Below are 21,282 nucleotides of genomic sequence, written 5' to 3'. Positions count from 1 at the left end.
GTCCGGAAGCTTGATATTCGGTAAGTTTCACTTGCGTCCCAACCTTTCCATCCTGTTATAATGGGTAACGTGTCTTCTTCATCTTACCATAAAGTCCGAAGACCGAAAGATCGCGAACGCCGCAAAAAGAAAGGGTGCGCCCATTGACCACTTATCCGTTTTCCGCTTACCTTTACCGTCTTAAACATATCAAGCGCTGGAGCCTGATGCGCAGCACGATGACCGAAAACGTCGCCGAGCATTCGTATCACGTCGCGCTGCTGTCCCATCTGCTGTGCAGCATCGGCAACGAATTGTACGGCAAAAAGCTGAACGCCGAACGCGCCGCTTCGCTCGCCCTGTTCCACGACGCGCCCGAAGTGTTCACGGGCGATATCCCGACCCCGGTCAAGCATCACAACGAAGACCTGCTCGCCAACTTCCGCCAGATCGAGCAGATGGGCGCGCAGCGTTTGACGGCGATGGCGCCCGAACCGCTGCAATCGGTCTACGCGCCGCTGATCGGCACAAGCGTGCTCAGCGACGAAGACCGCGAACTGCATCTGTACGTCAAAGCGGCCGACCGGATCGACGCTTATCTCAAATGCGCCTGGGAAGTCGCCGCCGGCAACCGCGAATTCGCCGTCGCCAAGCAGCAGACCGAAGAGAAACTGGCCGAATCCGCTATGCCGGAAGTGGAATATTTCCTCAAGCATATGGCTCCGGCGTTCGAGATGACGCTCGACGAGCTGACGGCGGAAGCCGGAGATTCCGCCCACCGGCCGGAAGTGCGTTAAACGATCGGGCGGCTCGGAAGCAGGCGTGCCGCGCGGCCGGGCGAACCGGGGCTGGGCGAACCGGCGCTGGACGAACCGTCCATCGTTTCTTTCGTCCGTGTTCCGGCTTGAATCGGCGCCCATCCGCACAGCGTTCGTCAATCAAGCAATCAATGAAGTGCCAGAATCCACTTCGTTTCCCGAAATGAACACTATAGGCTCCATAGACTGCAAAAATCCACTTCATTTTCGCATTCCGCGCTTTTTCGGGCGCTTTTGCGGAAATAAAGTGGATTTTTGTTCTTTATTGTTCGAATGTAGTTTTTTATCCGGGAATAAGATGGATTTCTGCATTCCGCCCGGGAGGAAGCCGCGCAAACAGCGGAATCGATTACAGCTCGAGAATACCCGCTTTCGGCGTCACCCCGAACGCGCGGGCCAGATCGTCCAGCTGGTGATCGGTAATGACCTGCTTGATCTCCCTGCCGCCGATCAGGTTGTAGACATTCGCCGCTTTTTCCACCGTTTCGATCAAGCCGAAGGTGCTGTCCATCGTGGAACCGGTGCCGAAGATGCCGTGATGCGGCCAGATCACCACGCGCTGCTCCTGCATCTTCTTCGCCGTTTCGCGGCCGATCTCATTGCTTCCCGGTACGATCCAGGGCAGGATGCCGACGCCGTCCGGGAACACGACGAGACATTCCGTGCACATCTGCCACAGCGTTTTGGTGAATTTCAATTCGTCCAGGTCGTGCGTAAACGTCATGGCGATCACATTCGTCGCATGCGTATGCAGCACGATCCGGTGCGTAGGATCGACTTTGAGGCGCTCGATATGGCTCATGAAATGCGAAGCAAGCTCGCTCGTCGGCCGCGCTCCTTCCCGAAGTCCCCACAGGATATCGACCTGTTCCCCGCTTGCGCTGACGCGAACGACGCCCAGATTACCTTCCGGGTCTTTGATCACGTTGCGGAAATATTTGCCCGAGCCCGTCACGATAAAATATTTGCCGGCCAGCTCTTTCACCGGAAAAGCCAGATCCAGCGAGCGCAGCGTTTGCCCGACATTGATATACTTCGATACTTCTTCTTCGTCCAGCAGATAGCTGACGTTCCCGCCGTTCAGCTCGTCCCAGCCGAGCGTCCACATATGATGGGTGATCTCGGCCATTTCCTGAATAAAAGGGGCTTCGGTGCTTGCGGTGTAGCCCGTCGTCCGAATAACGGATGTGCTCATAGGGTTGTTCTCTCCTTTGGTTTCGCCAAGCGGCGCTCAGCTGTTGACGGTTTCTTTCGCTCCGCCTTCGCGCTTGAGCAGCACGTCCCGCTCGTGATTCTTGACTTCGCTCAGCCATTCTTCGCGCACCGGCACGTTCTGCTTGGCGCAGTAATAATCCCAGACCGCGCCGAACGGATACGATTTGAACTCTTCCGTCAGCGCCAGACGGGAAGTGAAATCGCCGTCCCGTTCGATCTGCCGCAGCTTGTCCACCGGCTCCAGCATGGCGCGCAGCAGCGCTTTGATCGTGTTGCGCGTGCCGATGATCCAGGCGGCCAGATGGTTGATGCTGCCGTCGAAGAAATCGAGGCCCAGGCTCGTTCTCGGCAGCAGATCGCCGCGCACCAGCTCGCGCGCGATCTCCAGCAGCTCGTCGTCCATCGTGACGACGTGGTCGCTGTCCCAGCGGACCGGACGGCTGACGTGCAGGATGAGCTGCTTGCCGAACAGCAGAACCGAAGACAACTTGTTGCTGATGACTTCCGTCGGATGAAAATGTCCCGCGTCGAGCGTAATCGCTTTGCCGCGCGTCAGCCCGTAGCCGAGATAGAATTCGTGCGAGCCGACGACATAACTTTCCGATCCGATGCCGAACAGTTTGCTTTCCACGCCGTCGATATTGTAGCGTTCGTCGATCTGTTCTTCGAAGATTTCGTCCAGCGAATCCGCCAGGCGCTGCCTAGGCGCAAGCCGGTCCACCGGCGCGTCCTTATAGCCGTCCGGCATCCAGAAGTTCGTATAGCAGGTCTGCCCCAGTTCGCGCCCGAAGTGCTCGGCGATCCTGCGCGACGCTTTTCCGTGGCGAATCCAGAACCTGCGGATCTCTTCGTCCGGATGGCTCAGGGTAAAGCCGTCTTCCGCTTTGGGATGCGAGAAATACGTCGGGTTGAAATCGAGGGCCAATCCCTGCTCTTTCGCCCAGTCCACCCATTTCTGAAAATGGCGCGGCTCCAGCTCGTCCAGATCGACTTTCTCGTCGGTATCGGCGTAGATCGCGTGTAGGTTGACCCGGTGCTTGCCTGGAATCAGCGACAGCGCTTTTTCCAGATCGTCTCTCAGCTCCCGGGGCGTGCGGGCCCGGCCCGGATAGCTGCCCGTCACGGCGATGCCGCCGCTCAGTTCTTTGTCTCGGAAAAGAAAGCCGCGCACATCGTCGCCCTGCCAGCAGTGCAGCGAGACTTTGACTTCCGCCAGTTTGTCGAGCACCGCGTCCACGTCGATGCCGTGGGCCGCATACAGCTTTTTCGCTTCGTTATAGCTTGTGATTACGCTTTGATCCATAATCGCACTCTCCTTATCGAATGTCCGTTTCGGCTTTGGGTTCGCGTGCCGCGCCGATTCCGTTGATCCGGTTCCACCTCTCCAGCACGGCCTCCAGCTCCGGCACGGGTTCCGGCCCGTAGAGCTTGATATCGAACGAATCCGCGATGACGCGGCGCGCCCGGGCGATGTCGGGCAGAACGCCGCTCGCGATCATCTGCACGGCCAGGTTGCCCAGCGCCGTCGATTCGCCCGGGCCCGCCGATACTTCGCGTCCCAGCACATTTGCCGTCAGGCGGCACAGCAGATCGTTGTTCGCCCCGCCGCCCACAATTTGCAGCCTATCGAGTTCGCGGCCGGTCAGCCGCTCCAATTCTTCCATATAAGTGCGATAAGACAGGGCCAGACTGTCGAACACGCAGCGCGCGATCTGCCCGATGCTCTCCGGAACCGGTTCGTCCTGTTCCAGGCAGGCCCGACGAATCTCGCCGATCATATCTTCCGGATTGAGGAAACGATCGTCGTTGCACGGAATCAGGCTGCGAAAAGGTTCCGCTTCGGCGGCCAGATCCGCAAGTTCCGCGAAGCCGCAGCGCTCCCCGTCCAGCCGGCGCACTTCCTGGATCAGCCAGAGTCCCATGATATTTTTGAGAAAACGGAAGGTGCCGTACGCGCCCCATTCGTTCGTATAATTCGCTCTCATCGCCTGCTCGGTATTCAGCGGCTCGTCCAGCTCGACTCCGAGCAGCGACCAGGTGCCGCTGCTGAGGTAAGCCGCGCTGCGTCCTTCCGCCGCCGGCACGCCAAGCACCGCGGACGCGGTATCGTGCGTGGCGGCAAGGATCACGCGGCAGTCCGGCAGATCGAATTCTTCCGCCAGCTCGGCGCGCAGACCGCCCAGTTCCGCGCCCGGTTCGGTCAGTCCAGGGAACTGATCGCCGCGCAGGCCGAGCAGTTCCAGCAGCTCGGGATCGAAATCCCGGCTGTCCAGATTGAGCAGCTGCATGGTCGAAGCGTTGGTCGTTTCGTTGACTTTGCGTCCGGTCAGGCGGTAATACAAATAATCCGGCACCATCAGGATGTTTCGCGCGCGGGACAGCTCTTCGCGGTCGTGCACAAACAGCTGATACAGCGTATTGAAACTCAGCTGCTGGATGCCCGTTTTGCGGTACACGGTCTCGGGCGGAACTATCTCGGCAACGCGCTCGATCGCGCGATCCGTGCGGCGGTCGCGGTACGCATACACGTCCCGAATCCGCTCGCCAGCTTCGTCCAGCAGGACGTAATCCACCGCCCAGGTGTCGATGCCGAGCGTGCAGCCGTGAATCCCCTGCGCTTTCGCTTTGTGCAAACCGGCGACGATCTCGCCGAACAAATACTCGATATCCCAGAAACTGCCGTCTTCCCGCTCGGCGAATCCGTTGGAAAACCGGTGAATTTCGCTTAATTCCAGCTTTCCGTTCTTCAACGAGCCCAGCACCAGGCGTCCGCTGGAAGCGCCGATATCCACGGCAATATGATTGCTCATAAGCAGAACCCCTAAACGATTTTTTCGAACATCACGATCACTTCTTCTTTGGTCGGGATAAACGGATTGCCGGGCGCGCAGGCGTCCTTCATCGAATTCTCCGCCAGCAGGTCCAGATCCGGATCGCTGACGCCGAGCTCCGACAGCTTCGTCGGGATGCCGACTTCCACCGCCAGTTCTTTGATGCGGCGAATCACGTAGTCCGCGCATTCTTTGTCGCTTTTATCCGCGTCGTCGAATCCGATGACTCTGGCGATCCTGCGGAATTTCTCCGGCACGACTTTGGCGTTCTCTTCCTCCACGATCGGCAGCAGCATGGCGTTGCATACGCCGTGCGGCAGATCGTACACGCCGCCGAGCTGGTGCGCCATCGCATGCACATAGCCGAGCCCGGCGTTGTTGAACGCGAGTCCGCCCAGAAAAATCGCGTAGACCATCTGCTCTCTCGCTTCGATATCGCGGCCGTCCGTCACCGTGCGGGCCAGATTGCCGAAGATCAGCTCGACCGCGGCCAGCGCCGTGGCGTCCGTCACCGGATAGGCGCCCGGCGTCACCAGCGCTTCGATCGCGTGCGTCAGGGCGTCCATGCCCGTCGCGGCGGTCAGAGGCGCGGGCTTGCCGACCATCAGCTCGGGATCGTTGACGGACACGGAAGCCAGGCTGTTTTTATCGACCATCACCATTTTGACTTTGCGTTCTTCGTCGGTAATGACGTAATTGATCGTCACTTCGGCCGAAGTGCCCGCCGTGGTGTTGACCGCGACTATTGGTAACGCTTTATTTTTAGATTTGTGAACGCCTTCATATTGAGAGATATGTCCGCCGTTGGTTGCGATAATGCCGATGGCTTTGGCTGTATCCTGCGGAGAACCTCCGCCGATCGAGATCAGGCCGTCGCAGCCGTTTGCCTGGAGAAAATCGTAACCGTCGTGGACATTTTTGCAGGTCGGATTAGGCTTCACTTCGTCGTACAGCGCATACTCCAGCCCGATCTCGTCGAGCACCGTGGTAACTTTGCCGGCGATGCCGCTTTGCACCAGAAATTTATCGGTCACGACCAACGCTTTTTTCAAATTCAATTCCCGTACATACGGACCGATTTCCTGCAAACAGCCTTTGCCCATTACGTTTACCGGCGGAACATAATACACATGCGTGCTCATGATTGGCAAGCCTCCTGATCAAGTTGACGAATCTTGGGTATCCGCCCTCCCTGCCCGTATCCAAGCTGCGTTTCACAGAGCGCGGATTGCGTTTACCCCCTAATCCTAGTCTTATAAATCTTTATTGTCAACAAATAAAGCATTATTTTTGTTGTTTCATCTTTGCATTTGCGTGTTTGAATCCAAGAAAGCGTGAAAAAGCAAAAAGCCTTCTCCCCAAAATTCCAGAGAAAAGGCTTTGAAAACTAACAAGTCGGTGTTCGAAGTCGGGTTTATCCGTTGATCACTTCGCCGCCGTTGACGTGAATGATTTGTCCGCTGACATACGAAGCGTCGGGCGAAGCGAGATAGACGTAAGCCGGTCCGAGTTCGGACGGCTGGCCCATACGGCCGAGCGGCTGCGACTCGCCGAACGATTCGACTTTCTCTTCCGGGAACGTCGACGGGATCAGCGGGGTCCAGATCGGTCCCGGCGCTACGCCGTTGACGCGGATCTTCTGTTCCGCAAGGCTCATCGACAGCGAGCGGGTGAAGCTGACGATGGCGCCTTTGGTCGACGAGTAGTCGAGCAGTTCCGGGCTGCCCCGATACGCGGTGATCGAAGTGGTATTGATGATCGAACTGCCTTCCTTGAGATGCGGCAGCGCCGCTTTGGACAGGAAGAACATGCCGAAGATATTCGTCCGGAACGTCCGCTCCAGCTGCTCCGCCGTAATATCGGTCAGCGATTCCTGCGGATGCTGCTCGGCCGCATTGTTGACGACGATATCGAGCTTGCCGAACTTATCGACGGTACGCTTCACCGCTTCCTGCGCGAACGTTTCTTCGCCCAGATCGCCTACAATCAGCAGACACTGCTTGCCTTCGGCTTCGACCAGGCGCTTCGTTTCTTCGGCGTCGCCGTGCTCGCTGAAATAAACGATTGCCACATCGGCGCCTTCTCTGGCGTAATGCACCGCGACGGCGCGGCCGATCCCGCTGTCGCCGCCGGTGATGATCGCGCTCATGCCTTCGAGCTTGCCCGCGGCTTTATAAGTCGGCGAAATGTATTCCGGTCTCGGCGTCATTTCCGATTCCGTGCCATGTCCTTCGAGCTGCTGGGCCGCCGGACTTTTCGGTCGTTGTTCATTGGCTTTTTGTTCGTTGGTCGGCATGGTGAAAACTCCCTTCGAGTATGGTCTCAGGCTGTCGCTCAAGCTTTCGAAGCATACTTACCACCCCCGAACGAACGCCAAACACCCTTTTCCAAAAAGAGGGTTTTATCCGCGCAGCCCGCCGTCGCTCCAAGTCGTTCCGTCAATCCGCTCCCGTTCAGGCAAGCAGCCGGTGGAACATCATCACGAACAAAATCCCGACGAACGAAGCGCATACGAGCGAGCCGAACACCCGCAGCTTTCTCAGCTCCGCCGCGATATCCCGGCGCTCGCGGATTCCGTCCAGCGCCCGGCGCAGCGGTCCCGCCATCATCCCGCCGAAAGCGCCGATCAGCACGAACAATACGATCGTCAGCACCAGCCACAGTACCGAATAATCGTCCTGCAGGAACAGATAGATTCCCGTAATCAGTTCAAGCACCAGCCCGTACTGCGCATACGCGTTCAGCGAACGCATCACCGACAGCGCGCCCGATTTCGCTTCGCCTTCCAATCGGCCGAACTGTGCCACGATCAGCGGCGCGAGCAGATAGAACCCCATCGCAACCGCTCCCAACACATGCAAAAACAATACAAATCGTTCCATGTTACACTCTCCTTTTGACTATGTACATCCGTGCAGCCCGATTTATTCTACCTTATTCAAAAGCGGCTGTCAGCGGTCGAAGTCACTTGGAGCGCAGCCGAATACGCCCGATAAACGTCAAAAGCGCCCGCCTGCCGACATGCGGCAAAACGGGCGCTTCCACACGGACGCCGGCATCATGCAAGCGAATGCCGGACGGGCGACAAGCGCCGGGGAGTCTAGGCTCCGCCGCCGCCCGCCACCACCGCAATCACGCTGCGCACGGAATCGGCCGACTTGTCGAGCTCGGCCTGTTCCTCCGGCGTCAGCTCAAGCTCGAATACCCGTTCGATTCCGCCTCCGCCCAGCACGGCCGGAACGCCGAGAAACAGATCGCGATAGCCGTATTCGCCTTCCAGCAGCGCAATCACCGGCAGCACCCGCTTCTTGTCTTTGAGAATCGCTTCCGCCATCTGCGCCAGCGAAGCGGCCGGCGCATAATACGCGCTGCCGCTGCCGAGCAGATTGACGATCTCGCCTCCGCCGACCCGGGTGCGCTGCACGATCTCTTCGATTCGCTCCGGCGCGATCAACGATTGGATCGGGATGCCGCCCACGCTGGAGTAGCGGACCAGCGGCACCATATCGTCGCCGTGCCCGCCGAGCACGAAGCCGCGCACATCTTCGACCGATACGTTCAGCTCTTCGGCGATAAACGTGCAGTAGCGCGCCGTATCCAGCACGCCCGACTGCCCGATCACTCGATTTTTCGGAAAACCGAGCGCTTTGTAAGCCGCATACGTCATCGCGTCGACCGGATTGCTCAGGATCAGCACCGTTGTTTCGGGCGCGACTCGTTTGATTTGTTCGCACACCGATTTGACGATGCCCGCGTTGGTATTGACCAGGTCGTCGCGGCTCATGCCGGGCTTGCGCGCGATACCGGCGGTGATAATAACCAGATCGGAGTCCCGCGCGTCCTCGTAATCCGACGTTCCGCGGATGCGCGCGTCGAAGCCCTGTACGGGCGAAGCTTCCAGCATATCGAGCGCTTTGCCTTTGGTCGGGTTCTCAAGCTGGGGAATATCGAGCAGCACAATGTCTCCGAGTTCCTTCTGCGCGATCATCAGCGCGGCGGTCGCGCCGGTGAAACCCGCGCCGACGATCGTGATTTTTTTGCGTGCGATAGTCATGATGGTGCCTCCCGTCGTTGGTGGATGGTTTGGCGAATATCGGTTCAAGGAATGCCGCAAAAAAAGCGGACGGAAGTCCGGAGCGGCTGTGGGCCGCCCCGCTTCCGTCCGTCCGGTCCGTTACATGCTTACATGTTGCGGATGACTTCGTCTGCGAATTCCGAGCACTTCACTTCTTTGGCGCCTTCCATCAGGCGGGCAAAGTCGTAAGTGACCGTTTTGTTGTTGATCGACGTTTCCAGACCTTTATAGATCAGGTCGGACGCTTCCTGCCAGCCCAGGTGTTCGAGCATCATAACGCCGGACAGGATAACCGAACCCGGGTTCACGACGTCTTTGTCGGCATATTTCGGAGCCGTTCCGTGCGTCGCTTCGAAGATCGCGTGGCCGGTCACGTAGTTGATGTTGGCGCCCGGCGCGATGCCGATGCCGCCGACTTGAGCCGCCAGGGCGTCGGACAGGTAGTCGCCGTTCAGGTTCAGCGTCGCGATCACGTCGAAGTCGGTCGGACGAGTCAGAACCTGCTGCAGCGCGATATCGGCGATCGCGTCTTTGACAACGATCTTGCCTGCGTCTTCAGCCGCTTTCTGCGCCGCGTTGGCTGCGTCCGTGCCGTCTTTTTCTTTGATTTCGTCGTACTGCGCCCACGTGAAGACCTTGTCGCCGAACTCCGCTTCGGCTACTTCGTAGCCCCAGTTCTTGAACGCGCCTTCCGTGAACTTCATGATGTTGCCTTTGTGCACCAGCGTCACGCTCTTGCGGCCGTGGTCGATCGCGTACTGAACCGCGGCGCGAACAAGACGCTTGGAGCCTTCTTCGGACACCGGCTTGATACCGATACCGGACGTTTCCGGGAAACGGATTTTGTTGACGCCCATTTCTTTTTGCAGGAATTCCAGCACTTTCTTGACTTCTTCGCTGCCTTCCTGATACTCGATGCCGGCATAGATATCTTCCGTGTTCTCGCGGAAAATAACCATATCGACCAGTTCCGGACGCTTCACCGGCGAAGGCACGCCGTCGAAATAGCGGACCGGGCGCAGGCAGACGTACAAGTCGAGTTCCTGGCGCAGCGCCACGTTCAGGGAGCGGATGCCGCCGCCGATCGGCGTAGTCAGCGGTCCTTTGATTGCGACGATATATTCACGGATTGCGGTCAGCGTATCGGCCGGCAGCCACTCTCCGTATGTATTGAACGCTTTTTCTCCCGCAAACACTTCGTACCAGGCGATTTTTTTCTCGCCGCCGTAAGCTTTTTCGACCGCCGCGTCCAGAACGCGTTTGGAAGCTTTCCAAATGTCGCGGCCCGTGCCGTCGCCTTCGATAAACGGAATCACCGGGTTGTTCGGAACGGCCAGCGTACCGCCTTCTTCGATCTGAATCTTTTCTCCCTCGGTCGGTGCGTCGAATTTTTCCAGTTTAGCCATGAATGGAATTCCTCCTTCGAAGTGTGGGTGAGTCTGCGTAAACGGTCCGCTTTCCGGCGGAACCGCCGCTTCATTTCCTATTGTAGCCCAAGACGAACGATTTTTGAACAAAACGTGAACCCAATCGCCGCAAAAAAAGGCCGCCGTGCGGGATCGCGTCCCGGGCGGCCCCTCGCTTGCTCCCGTTTAGCGCTGCGCGATCGGCACGTAAGTGAGGTCGAGTTCCCCGACGTATTCGGCGCGCGGACGGATAATGCGGTTATTCTCGTACTGTTCGAGAATATGCGCGCTCCACCCCGATACCCGGCTGATCGCAAAGATCGGCGTGAACAGCTTGCGCGGAATATTCAGCATGGTATACACCGACGCCGAATAGAAGTCCACGTTCGGCTTCAGCCCTTTTTTGGATACGATCAGATCTTCGATTTGCACGGACATCTCGTACAGCGAAGAATCGCCGTTCATCTCGCCCAAGCGGCGGGACATCTCCATCAGGTGCTTGGCGCGCGGGTCGCCGTTCTTGTACACCCGGTGTCCGAAGCCCATGATCTTCTCCTTGTTCTCGAGTTTGCCCTCGATGTAGGATTGGACGTTGCCCGGCGAACCGATCTCTTCCAGCATGCGCATAACCGCTTCGTTCGCGCCGCCGTGCAGAGGGCCTTTGAGCGCGCCGATCGCCGATGTGACGCCGGAGTAAATATCCGAAAGCGTTGCCACCGTGACTCGGGCCGCGAACGTCGAAGCGTTCAGCTCGTGGTCGGCATGCAGCACCAGCGCTTTGTCTAGCGCTTCGATCGCCGTCTGTTCCGGCTGCTTCCCGCTCATCATGTACAGGAAGTTCTCGGTCAGCCCGAGACCGTCTTTCGGCGCGATCGGCTCTTCGCCTTCGGAAATGCGGGACAGGGCCGCGACGATCGTCGGCAGCTGCGCCTGCAGGCGCTCCGCTTTGGTCTGGTTCGATTCGGCGCTCATGCCGTCGGCGTCCGCGTCGTACAGCGCAAGAGCCGACACCGCGGTCCGCAGGGCGGCCATCATGTTCATGTCTTTCGGATACAGCTTCATCTGTTCCAGCAGTTCGGGCGGAATCGCCGCGTATTTCTGCAGATTGGACCGCAGGCTCTCCAGCTGCTCTTCGTTCGGCAGGGCGCCGTGCCACAGCAGGTAAGCCACTTCGTCGAACGAGGCGTTGGCGGCCAGATCGTCGATGTTGTATCCCCGGTATGTAAGCACGCCGTCCACGATCGAGCTGATCGAGGAAGTTGCGGCTACAATGCCTTCCAAACCTTTAGTCGCTGTCATCTTACATCTCTCCTTTTGAATGGAACGAACTTTGGAACGGGAATCGATCTCTACAGGCGAAAGTATGCAGGGGACCACAGATTTTGTAACCATTTTCGGCATAAGGAAAACGGTTGAAAACGCGATTTCGCAAACCCGCCGAAACCCGCAAGCCGTGTCGGCATGCACACTTGTCATCATACCGGATTTTTACAATTTTTTGAACAATTTGTGCCCAAGTTCGGCATCAAATTGTTTTATGAGGGCGATAAGCTCTGCTTGTAACCCCTTACAGTGATATATGTTACAGGAGTGAGCAAGCGTTTGCAAGTTTCTTGTCGGGTAAACAAAAAAAGAGAAAACGCAAAAACCGTCCGCGGGGAGCGGACGGTCACTACCTTCTCAAAATTCCAAACCGGAAAAAGCAGGTCGGAAAAACGGGGGAAACTTCGCTCCGGCCGCTTGTTGAAATTGGAAAGTCGGGATTAGACGAATGCGGTCACTTTCCAATTTCAAAGGCGGACGCCAGGTCTCCTCCGCGAAGTTCCCCCTTATTTCCTTAATGCTTTTTCTTATCCCCTTTCCCGGCGGCCGCGACCGGCCGCAAAAAGCGGCTGCTTTTCGCTGGAGGCGAAAAGGAAAAACAGCGGCAAAAACAAATTCGAAGGCGAGTCATCCGTCAGCGGCGGAAAATGGTGATATTCCCGTTCTTCATCCGTTTCTCGATCCAGCGCATGGCGGCGCGGTGGTAGAGAGGGCGGGTCAAAGGGAATACCAGCGTGATGCCGATCAGGTCGGTCAGGACTCCCGGGGCGACCAGCAGGGCGCCGCCGGCCATGATGCAGACGCCGTCGACCAGTTTGCGGCCGGGAGGTTCTCCGTTTTCGCTCAATTTTTTGAGATCGTTCATCGCTTTGCGGCCTTCGAACTGCACCATGGCGATGCCGATCACGGTAGTCGCCAGGGTCAGGACCAGCGTTTTGAAGAAACCGAAATAATCGATCAGCCAGACGAAAGCCGCGGCTTCGAGGATCACGGCCAGGATAAACAGGATCGTGCCTTTGTTTCTCATCTACTTCTCCCCCTTCTGGTACCTTGTCAGCTCTTAATCAGAGTTCTGCGCTTCGCCCGCCAGCCGCGCGATCCGCCGATACAAATCGGGAGCGATCTTGTTCAGCCGGACCGGCTTCCAGTCGAGACTGAGCCAGACGTGTTCGGTCGCGCCCGTGGTCAGCAGCGTTCCCGGGCGTCCGGCGTTTTCGGCAAACGGCGCGGCGTCCATGCTCCACGCCTCTTCCGGTTCGCAGCGGCGGATTTCATACTCGTATTCCAGACGCAGCGGCGAGAAAGCGCCGATCCGCGTATAAATCCAGATCCGGTCGTCGTAGCGGGCCGGGACGATAAACCGGGACCGGGCTTCGAGCACCGGCAGATAAATCCCCCGCTCCTCGATCTCGCGGTACGACAGTCCGATCGACCGGATCATCTCGGTCCGGCCGATCTCGAACCAGTTCAAATAATTGGCGTGATACACCACCGCCATTTTGTCGGTCTCCTGATAGCGCACTTTCAAAGCGGTGCGGTGCCAGCCGCCGGCTTCGGCGGAATCCGGTCCGGCCGGATTTGCGCCTGCGGGATCCCGATGATGCGAATCGGTATCCAATGAAGGTACATTCAACGAATCGTCCATGTCTTTCCACTCCTTATCGGCCGGAACGGCCGTTTTGTTTACGGCTTCCGGACCTCGTGTCTGTCTGTTTATTGTAACCGAAACGCATGCGGGATTTCCAACCTGCTCACATTTTGAAACCGGAGTCCGAAGCGGCAAAGTTCATACAAAAAAAGCCGCCGGAAACCGGCGGCTTTCGATGCTCTACTGCTGCGCTTTGCGGGCAAACGCTTCTTAGTGAATTTGATCCACTTTGATCAGGTTTGTCGAACCGGAGCGGCCCAGCGGTACGCCGGCGGTGATGACCACCAGGTCGCCTTTTTTGACCAGACCGGAGTGCTTCGCGCCCTGCAGCGCGCTTTCGAACAGTTCGTCCGTCGATTCGGCCACTTCGCCTTTGACCGGCGTTACGCCCCAGGCGAGAGCCAGGCGGCGCAGCGTTTGATCGTGCGTCGTAACGGCGATAATCGGAGCGACCGGACGATACTTGGAGATCATGCGGGCGGTTACGCCGGACTGCGTCGAAGTCACGATGGCTTTAACGTCCAGGTTCCATGCCGCGTGGGCAACCGATTGGCTGATCGACTCGGTTACGGATTTCTGCTGCGCTTCGCTTTGTTTCTTCAGGATATCGCGGTTGGCCATCGCGGATTCCGCTTTTTCGGCGATGCGGGCCATCGTTTGCACCGATTCCATCGGATATTTACCGGCGGCGGTTTCGCCGGACAGCATGATCGCGTCCGTGCCGTCGAGGATCGCGTTCGCCACGTCGCTCGCTTCGGCGCGCGTCGGGCGCGGATTGCGCTGCATGGAGTCGAGCATCTGCGTAGCCGTGATAACCGGTTTGCCGGCGCGGTTGCACTTCTCGATCATTTGCTTTTGCACCAGCGGCACTTCTTCGGCCGGGATTTCGACGCCAAGGTCGCCGCGGGCAACCATCAGGCCGTCGGAAACTTCCAGGATTTCGTCGAGGTTGTCCACGCCTTCCTGGTTCTCGATCTTGGAGATGATCTGGATGTATTCGGCGTCGTGCTTTTTGAGCAGTTCGCGGATTTCCAGGACGTCGCTGGCTTTACGCACGAACGAAGCGGCGATAAAGTCGATGCCCTGCTCGATACCGAAAACGATATCGTTGGTGTCCTTCTCCGTGATGCCCGGCAGCGAGATGCTGACGCCCGGTACGTTTACGCCTTTACGGCTTTTGATTTGTCCGCCGTTGACGATGCGGCATTTGATTTCCGTGCCTTCGACTTCGGTAACGGTCAGACCGATCAGGCCGTCGTCGATCAGGATCGTGGAGCCGACCGATACGTCTTTCGGCAGATCGACGTAGGATACGGACAGGCGGTTTTTGTCGCCCGCGATTTCTTCCGTCGTCAGCGTGATATACTCGTCTTCGACCAGATCGAGCGGCTCGACGGCGATTTTGCCGGTGCGGATCTCCGGACCTTTGGTGTCCAGCAGCAGCGCGACGCTCTTGCCGAGCTCCTGGCTGGCCTGACGGATATTTTTAATGCGGTTGCCGTGCTCTTCGAAATCACCGTGGGAAAAGTTCATCCGAGCGACGTTCATGCCCGCCATAATCAGCTTTTTCGTGTTTTCCAGCGATTCGCTCGCCGGTCCGATCGTACATACGATTTTTGTTTTACGCATTTGGGTTCCTCCGTTTTTTGATCTCTGCGGATCTCTACTTGAGTCTCTCGTGGAGACTTTCTCTGTCGTTAAGCCTGTGCTTCTGCAAATGGAAAACTTACCGCCATCCCCGCTTCCCGCGCACATCAAAAAGAGGCCGGCGTTCGGTTCCCGACCTCTGTGTGATTCGCGATTGAAGTCGGTTTTCGGATAGTTGTAAAATCCTCACCAACAATTAAATTTACACTAAAATCGCGACTTTGTATAGGTTTTTCAGGTAAAAACCGCTCACGAATTCGGTAAAATCGCATCCGACGCGAAACGTCCGATTTTGCGGAATTTCTCGTAGCGCTCCGAAATCAGCGTCTCCGCGCTCAGACCGCCGATTTCGCCGAGCTGGCGCTCCAGCACGTCCCGAATCGCAAGACCCGTCGCTTCGTAGTCGCGGTGCGCGCCGCCCTTGGGCTCCGGAATGATCTCCTCGATCACTTCGAATTCCAGCAGATCGGCCGCGGTGATCTTCATCGCTTCCGCCGCCTGGTCGGCTTTGGACGCGTCTTTCCACAGAATGGAAGCCGCGCCGTTCGGCGAAATGACCGAATAAATCGCGTTCTCCAGCATCAGTACGCGATTGCCCAGCCCAAGCGCGATCGCGCCGCCGCTGCCGCCTTCTCCGATCACAATGCAGATTACGGGCACTTTGAGCATCGCCATATCGAGCATGCTGCGCGCAATCGCTTCGGACTGTCCGCGCTCTTCGGCCGTGTTGCCGGGATAAGCGCCTTTGGTATCGATAAACGTGATGATCGGACGGCCGAACTTCTCGGCCTGCCGCATCAGGCGCTGCGCTTTGCGGTAGCCTTCCGGGTGGGGACTGCCGAAGAAGCGGGCAATGTTCTCCTTCGTATCTTTGCCGCGCTGGTGGCCGATGACCGTGACCGGCCGTTCGCCGAAGCGGGCCAGCCCTCCAACGATCGCCATATCGTCGCCGAACATCCGGTCGCCGTGCAGCTCGACGAAGTCCGTAAAGATGTACGGAAGCAGATCGAGCGTCGTCGGACGCTGGTGATGCCGGGCCAGATGCATTTTTTGCGCCGGCGAGACGTTGTTGTAGATTTCTTCCTGAAGCTGAGCGTGCCGTTCTTCCAGGCGGGCGATCTCTTCGCCGAAGTCGATGCCTTTCTCCTGGCCGAACTGCTTGAGCTCGTCGATCTTTTTGCGCAGCTCGACAAGCGGCTGCTCAAACGCCAATTCTCCCGCCATCCGTCAGAGCTCCCCCTTTTTACTGTGCATGCCGACCAATTTGCCCAGCATCGCTTTCATTTCTTTGCGGTGCACGACCAGATCGAGCTGTCCGTGCTGCATATTGAATTCCGCGGTCTGGAAGTCTTCCGGCAGCTTCTGGCGAATGGTCTGCTCGATCACGATCCGTCCGGCGAAACCGAACATGGCGCCGGGCTCGGCGATAATGATATCCCCGAGCATAGCGAAGCTGGCCGACACCCCGCCCATTGTGGGATCGGTGATGACCGACAGATAAAGTCCGCCTTTATCCGCAAAATGCCCCAGCGCCGCGCTTGTTTTCGCCATCTGCATCAGGCTGAGAATACTTTCCTGCATACGCGCTCCGCCCGAAGTGGAGAAAATAATGAGCGGGAGGTCGTATTTGCCCGCGTGCTCGATAATCCGCGTGATCTTCTCGCCGACTACCGAGCCCATGCTGCCGCTGAAAAAGTCGAAGCTCATCACGGCGACGGCGACCGGCAGGCCCAGAATCGCGCCTTCCCCGGTTACGACCGCGTCGCGCAGCCCCGACTTCAGCTTTTGCTCTTCAAGCTTGCCGGCGTAGCCCGGAAATCCCAGCGGATCGACCGAGATCAGATCGGCGTCGTGCTCGACGAAGCTGCCTTCGTCCAGCGTCATCGCGATTCGTTCGGGCGCGCCGAGGCGCATATGGTGACCGCACGACGGACACACTTTCAGATTCTTCTCCAGTTCTTTGCTGTACTGGATCGCGCCGCACTTGCTGCATTTATGCATCAGACCCTCGGGAATCTCCCGCTTCGGGCGCTGCGGCGCCTCCGCTTCGCCGTTTGCGGCGCTGCGGTCGGAAGGAAGAGTCGCGTACTTTCTTTTTTTCTGAAATAAATCCTTGAACACCACTACACCTCTTCAGCCGTTATTTGGCGGGCCTCGCCTTAAAGGTTGATCTAAAGACCGTGCTTGCTCTTACGTTCGAGCCCGCTTCCGGGTCCGGCTTGTTTTCAGGGATGCAGCAACGAGTTCAGCACTTCCTGAACTTCTTCAAGCTCGCCGGACGGAACGAGAATCTCGAACTGCTGTTTGGACATGTTGACGGGACGGATCTTAACGAGGAACCCTTCTTCGGTCAGCCTGCTCTGAAGCATATCCGCCATTCTGGCGGTAGAGGCGATATAAATCACCGTCCACATGAACCTCCACGTCTCCCTTGTCGCCTGCCCGTATGAGCCCGTATATCCGCATAATGGCTTAATGATAACATAAGCCACTTTTTTTTAGCAACAGAATCGGCGGCGGGGCGGCGTACGGACCGCGGACGGACGCAAAGGAATCGTTCAAAAAAAGACGGCGGAAAAGCCGCAAGAAGCCCGGAACCGCGAAGCCGAAGCTTCCCGATTCCGGGCGGCGGGATTTATTTGACGCGGACCGTTCCGCCGCCGAGCAGTTCTTCCATCTGCGCGAACAGCTCCGGCGAAGGCTGGATCCGGTAAGCGTCGCTGAGGGCGATCAGCTTCTGCGTATCTTCGTAGAAGAGCAGCGTCGGCAGAGGTCCGGGATGGCTCTGGAGCATGCCTTTGAGGCTCTCCAGCAGCTGCGGATTGCGGCGTCCCTCCGCAATCTTGAGGAAGACGCGCTGCTGCGGCGCGTCCTGTCCTTCCGGCGCGGCCTGGGCGGCTTTGCCGCCGCCGGAAGCGCCGGCCGCGGCGGCCGGGCGGCCGTTCGCGGAGGGAGCGGAGCCCTCCGCGGCAGTGCCCGCGGGCGATGCCGCGCCCGCGGAAGCCCCGGGCTCCGCCGCCGCGCGGGCGGAGCGGCTTTGCCCGGCGCCGGCGGAGCGCGCCGGACGGGCCCGGTCCTGGCCGCCGCGCGCTTCGCCGCGCGCGAGCAGGCTGCGCACGGCGTCTTCGCCGAGCGGCAGGACCGTATCGGCCAGCAGCTTGAAGCCTTCGTCCTGCTGCTGGACTTTGGCGCGCAGCGCAATCAGCGCGCCCTGCTGCACGGCGTCCTGGCTTCGCTTCCAGACTTCGGGGAAGAGCACCAGCTCGCAGCGCTCGATCTGGTCCTCGATCTCGGCAAACGCCATCGCTTTGCCCTGCTTGGTCGTAATCGTCTTCAGCCCGACGACCATGCCGGCCGTTACCGCGTGGCTTTCGTCCGGCGCTTCGCCCAGCTCCATCAGCTTCTGCGCGCCGCTTTCGTCCAGCAGACGTTCATAGTCGTCCAGCGGATGCCCGGACAGGTACAGCCCGAGCAGTTCGCGCTCCAGATCGAGCTGTTCCGTCACGGTATACGGCCGCACGTCCGGGTATTCGATCTCCCAGTTCGGCGATTCCACGAAGTCGAACATCTGGATCTGGAAGTCTTCGCGCTCTTTGCGCCATTTTACGGCCGCGTCCAGCGTTTCGTCCAGCATCGCCAGCAGCTGCGCGCGGTGCCCCGGCAGCGAATCGAACGCGCCCGCCTGGATCAGCGCTTCGATGACGCGCCGGTTGCACGTCTTCGGATCGACGCGCCGGCAGAAATCGAGCAGGCTGTCGAACGGCCGCTCGGCGCGCTCTTCCATCACGTTATTGATCGCGTTGGTGCCGACGTTCTTGATCGCGGCCAGACCGAAGCGCAGGCTTCGCGTGCCGTCTTCGTCCGACGGGGTAAACAGCATGCCGCTTTTGTTCACGTCGGGCGGCAGCACCGGAATATTCATCCGGCGGCTTTCGACGACGTACTCCGCCACCTTGCGGTGGTTGCCGGTCACGGCGGCGAGCATCGACGCCATGAATTCGACCGGATAATGCGCTTTGAGGTAAGCGGTCTGGAACGCCAGCACGCCGTAAGCCGCGGCGTGGGCGCGCGGGAAGCCGTAATCGGCGAAGCGCACGATCATGTCGTACACGCGGTTGGCGTCTTCTTCCTTGTAACGCTGCCCCAGGCTGCCGCGCACGAAGTGCCCGCGCTCCTCGTCCAGCGTTTCGCGTTTCTTTTTCGACACGGCTCTCCGCAGCAGGTCCGCTTCCCCGAGCGAGAAGCCCGCCATCGTCGACGCGATCTGCATGATCTGCTCCTGGTACACGATAATGCCGTGCGTATCTTCCAGGATCGGACGCAAATCTTCATGCGGATAATCCGCCGCCAATTTGCCGTGCTTGACCTGGATATAATTCGGGATAAATTCCATCGGGCCCGGCCGGTACAGCGCCACGACCGAGATGATGTCTTCGATCACCGAAGGCTTCATGTCCTTCATCACGCGGCGGATGCCCGGCGATTCCATCTGGAACACGCCCAGCGTATCCCCCCGTCCGAGCAGCTCGTACGTGCCGGGTTCGTTGTCCGGAATCTGTTTGAAATCGACCGGCGCGCCGGTGCGCTCCGCGATCCAGTTCTGGCATCGCTCGATGATCGACAGCGTGCGCAGCCCCAGGAAGTCCATTTTGAGCAGCCCGACCGCTTCCAGGCTTTCCATCGGATACTGGGTCAGCGCCGTTTTCTCGCCCCCTTCCTGCAGCGGGACGTAATCGGTCAGCGGACCGCGCGAGATGACCACGCCCGCGGCGTGCGTCGAAGCGTGGCGCGGCATGCCTTCGACGCGGCGGGCGGTGCCGATCAGCCGCTTGGTGTCCGGCGAAGATTCGGCCCGTTCCCTCAGCGCCGTATTCTGCGCCAGCGCGCGCTCGATCGTCATGCCGACCTGCGCCGGGATCAGCTTGGCCGTTTTGTCGACTTCGCCGTACGGCAGCGCCAGCACGCGGCCCACGTCGCGCACGGCGGCGCGGGCGGCCAGCGTGCCGAACGTGATGATCTGCGCCACATGCTCCGGTCCGTACTTGTCCGTGACGTAAGCGATCACTTCGTCCCGCCGTTCGTCGCTGAAGTCGATATCGATATCCGGCATCGTAATCCGCGCGGGATTCAGGAAGCGTTCGAACAGCAGATTGTATTTGATCGGATCGACGTCCGTGATATTCAGCGTATACGCGACCAGGCTGCCCGCGGACGAGCCCCGGCCCGGTCCCGTGACGATGCCCTGTTCGTGCGCGTAGCGGATAAAGTCCCATACGATCAGGAAATAATCGGAGAAGCCCATCGTGCCGATTACGCCCAGCTCGTATTCCAGGCGTTCGTCCAGCTTGCGGCGGTACTCGCCGTCGCTCCATTGCGGCAGCGCGGAGTACCGGCGTTCCAGTCCTTCGCGGCACAATTGAATCAGATAACCCTGCGGCGACTCGTTATCCGGCAGCGGACGGTACTCCGGCAGGATCGAGCGGCCCAGTTCGATCTCCAGGCCGCACTGCTCCGCAATCTTCGCCGTGTTCGCCAGCGCCTGCGGCAGATGCGGAAACAGCTTCGCCATTTCTTCGCCGCTTTTCAGGTACAGCTGGCGGGTCGGGATGCGGAAGCGCTCTTCGTCTTCCATCGTTTTGCCCGTGCCGATACAGATCAGCACATCCTGGATCTCGGCGTCCGGCTCGGCCAGATAATGCGAATCGTTCGTGACGATCAATTCGACGCCGATCTCCTTCGCCAGCGCGATCAGCATGGGGTTGACCTTTTTTTGCTCCGGAATGCCGTGGTCCTGCAGCTCGATATAGAAATTCTCGCCGAAAATTTCTTTGTAGCGCAGCGCGGCGGCCTTGGCTTCTTCGGGACGTCCGTTCAGGAAATGCTGCGGAATCTCCCCGCCGATGCACGCACTGGTGCACACGATGCCTTCGCTGTACTGCGCCAGCACCTCGCGGTCGATCCGCGGTTTGTAATGAAAGCCTTCCAGGTGTCCGGCCGAGCAGATCTTCATCAGGTTCTTGTAGCCGGTCTCGCTTTTCGCCAGCAGCAGCAGATGGTAGATCGGCTGGTCTTTGCGGCTGGCCCGCTCGCGGCGGGAACCCGACGTGTAGTACGCCTCGAAGCCGATAATCGGCTTGATGCCGGCGGCCCGGCACGCTTTGTAGAACGGAATGGCGCCGTACATGACGCCGTGGTCGGTCAGCGCGAGCGACTTCATGCCGAGCTCGGCCGCGCGCCCCACCAGTTCCTTGATCCTCGCCGCTCCGTCAAGCAGGCTGTATTCGCTGTGCACGTGCAGATGGACGAATTCGTTCATGCGGGCCTTCCCCCTTTTCCGTTA

Annotated in this window: 17 protein-coding genes; 1 reads left to right on the top strand and 16 read right to left on the bottom strand. The window is 59.0% G+C overall.

Annotated features, from left to right (window positions below; genetic code table 11):
* Nucleotides 1–143 precede the first annotated feature (143 nt).
* Complete coding sequence (gene yfbR / locus QWJ34_RS03695) at nt 144–776, top strand: 5'-deoxynucleotidase (RefSeq protein WP_302725689.1); 633 nt, start codon at nt 144–146, stop codon at nt 774–776.
* Nucleotides 777–1,146: 370 nt separating this feature from the next.
* Here yfbR and rhaD read toward each other — a convergent pair whose 3' ends face one another.
* The 16 genes from rhaD to QWJ34_RS03615 form a co-directional block, all read right to left on the bottom strand.
* Nucleotides 1,147–1,992 carry a rhamnulose-1-phosphate aldolase gene (rhaD, locus tag QWJ34_RS03690; RefSeq protein ID WP_302725688.1) on the bottom strand — a complete coding sequence of 282 codons (846 nt, stop codon included), beginning with the start codon at nt 1,990–1,992 and terminating at the stop codon, nt 1,147–1,149.
* A 36-nt stretch (nt 1,993–2,028) separates the two neighbouring features.
* On the bottom strand, nt 2,029–3,315 hold the full coding sequence (gene rhaA / locus QWJ34_RS03685) for an L-rhamnose isomerase (RefSeq protein WP_302725687.1): 1,287 nt from the start codon (nt 3,313–3,315) through the stop codon (nt 2,029–2,031).
* Nucleotides 3,316–3,328: 13 nt separating this feature from the next.
* Nucleotides 3,329–4,822: a rhamnulokinase gene (gene rhaB / locus QWJ34_RS03680; RefSeq protein ID WP_302725686.1), complete on the bottom strand. Its 1,494-nt coding sequence runs from the start codon at nt 4,820–4,822 to the stop codon at nt 3,329–3,331.
* Nucleotides 4,823–4,833: 11 nt separating this feature from the next.
* Nucleotides 4,834–5,985, bottom strand: a complete 1,152-nt coding sequence (locus QWJ34_RS03675) for an iron-containing alcohol dehydrogenase (RefSeq protein WP_302725685.1) — start codon at nt 5,983–5,985, stop codon at nt 4,834–4,836.
* A 272-nt stretch (nt 5,986–6,257) separates the two neighbouring features.
* Complete coding sequence (locus QWJ34_RS03670; RefSeq protein ID WP_302725684.1) at nt 6,258–7,139, bottom strand: SDR family oxidoreductase; 882 nt, start codon at nt 7,137–7,139, stop codon at nt 6,258–6,260.
* A 157-nt stretch (nt 7,140–7,296) separates the two neighbouring features.
* Entirely contained in the window at nt 7,297–7,725 is a 429-nt protein-coding gene (locus QWJ34_RS03665) for a hypothetical protein (RefSeq protein ID WP_302725683.1), read from the bottom strand.
* Between the two features lie 218 nt (nt 7,726–7,943).
* Entirely contained in the window at nt 7,944–8,897 is a 954-nt protein-coding gene (gene mdh / locus QWJ34_RS03660) for a malate dehydrogenase (protein ID WP_302725682.1), read from the bottom strand.
* A 128-nt stretch (nt 8,898–9,025) separates the two neighbouring features.
* A complete protein-coding gene (gene icd, locus QWJ34_RS03655; protein WP_302725681.1) occupies nt 9,026–10,324 on the bottom strand; it encodes an NADP-dependent isocitrate dehydrogenase in 1,299 nt (432 codons plus the stop codon).
* Nucleotides 10,325–10,510: 186 nt separating this feature from the next.
* Entirely contained in the window at nt 10,511–11,623 is a 1,113-nt protein-coding gene (gene citZ, locus QWJ34_RS03650; protein ID WP_302725680.1) for a citrate synthase, read from the bottom strand.
* Between the two features lie 658 nt (nt 11,624–12,281).
* Nucleotides 12,282–12,674 carry an FxsA family protein gene (locus QWJ34_RS03645; RefSeq protein ID WP_302725679.1) on the bottom strand — a complete coding sequence of 131 codons (393 nt, stop codon included), beginning with the start codon at nt 12,672–12,674 and terminating at the stop codon, nt 12,282–12,284.
* Between the two features lie 33 nt (nt 12,675–12,707).
* Entirely contained in the window at nt 12,708–13,292 is a 585-nt protein-coding gene (locus tag QWJ34_RS03640; protein WP_302725678.1) for an acyl-CoA thioesterase, read from the bottom strand.
* 213 nt (nt 13,293–13,505) lie between these two features.
* On the bottom strand, nt 13,506–14,924 hold the full coding sequence (gene pyk / locus QWJ34_RS03635; protein WP_302725677.1) for a pyruvate kinase: 1,419 nt from the start codon (nt 14,922–14,924) through the stop codon (nt 13,506–13,508).
* A 267-nt stretch (nt 14,925–15,191) separates the two neighbouring features.
* On the bottom strand, nt 15,192–16,166 hold the full coding sequence (locus QWJ34_RS03630) for an acetyl-CoA carboxylase carboxyltransferase subunit alpha (RefSeq protein WP_302725676.1): 975 nt from the start codon (nt 16,164–16,166) through the stop codon (nt 15,192–15,194).
* A gap of 3 nt (nt 16,167–16,169) precedes the next feature.
* Nucleotides 16,170–17,063 carry an acetyl-CoA carboxylase, carboxyltransferase subunit beta gene (accD, locus tag QWJ34_RS03625; protein WP_302725675.1) on the bottom strand — a complete coding sequence of 298 codons (894 nt, stop codon included), beginning with the start codon at nt 17,061–17,063 and terminating at the stop codon, nt 16,170–16,172.
* A gap of 104 nt (nt 17,064–17,167) precedes the next feature.
* Entirely contained in the window at nt 17,168–17,356 is a 189-nt protein-coding gene (locus QWJ34_RS03620) for a glutamate decarboxylase (protein ID WP_302725674.1), read from the bottom strand.
* A gap of 221 nt (nt 17,357–17,577) precedes the next feature.
* A complete protein-coding gene (locus QWJ34_RS03615; RefSeq protein WP_302725673.1) occupies nt 17,578–21,258 on the bottom strand; it encodes a DNA polymerase III subunit alpha in 3,681 nt (1,226 codons plus the stop codon).
* Between the last annotated feature and the right edge of the window lie 24 nt (nt 21,259–21,282).

This window comes from Saccharibacillus sp. CPCC 101409, from assembly GCF_030518235.1.
GTDB lineage: Bacteria > Bacillota > Bacilli > Paenibacillales > Paenibacillaceae > Saccharibacillus.
The sequence above is the reverse complement of the archived record's forward strand: the minus strand, read 5'-3'. Positions and strand labels throughout refer to the sequence as shown.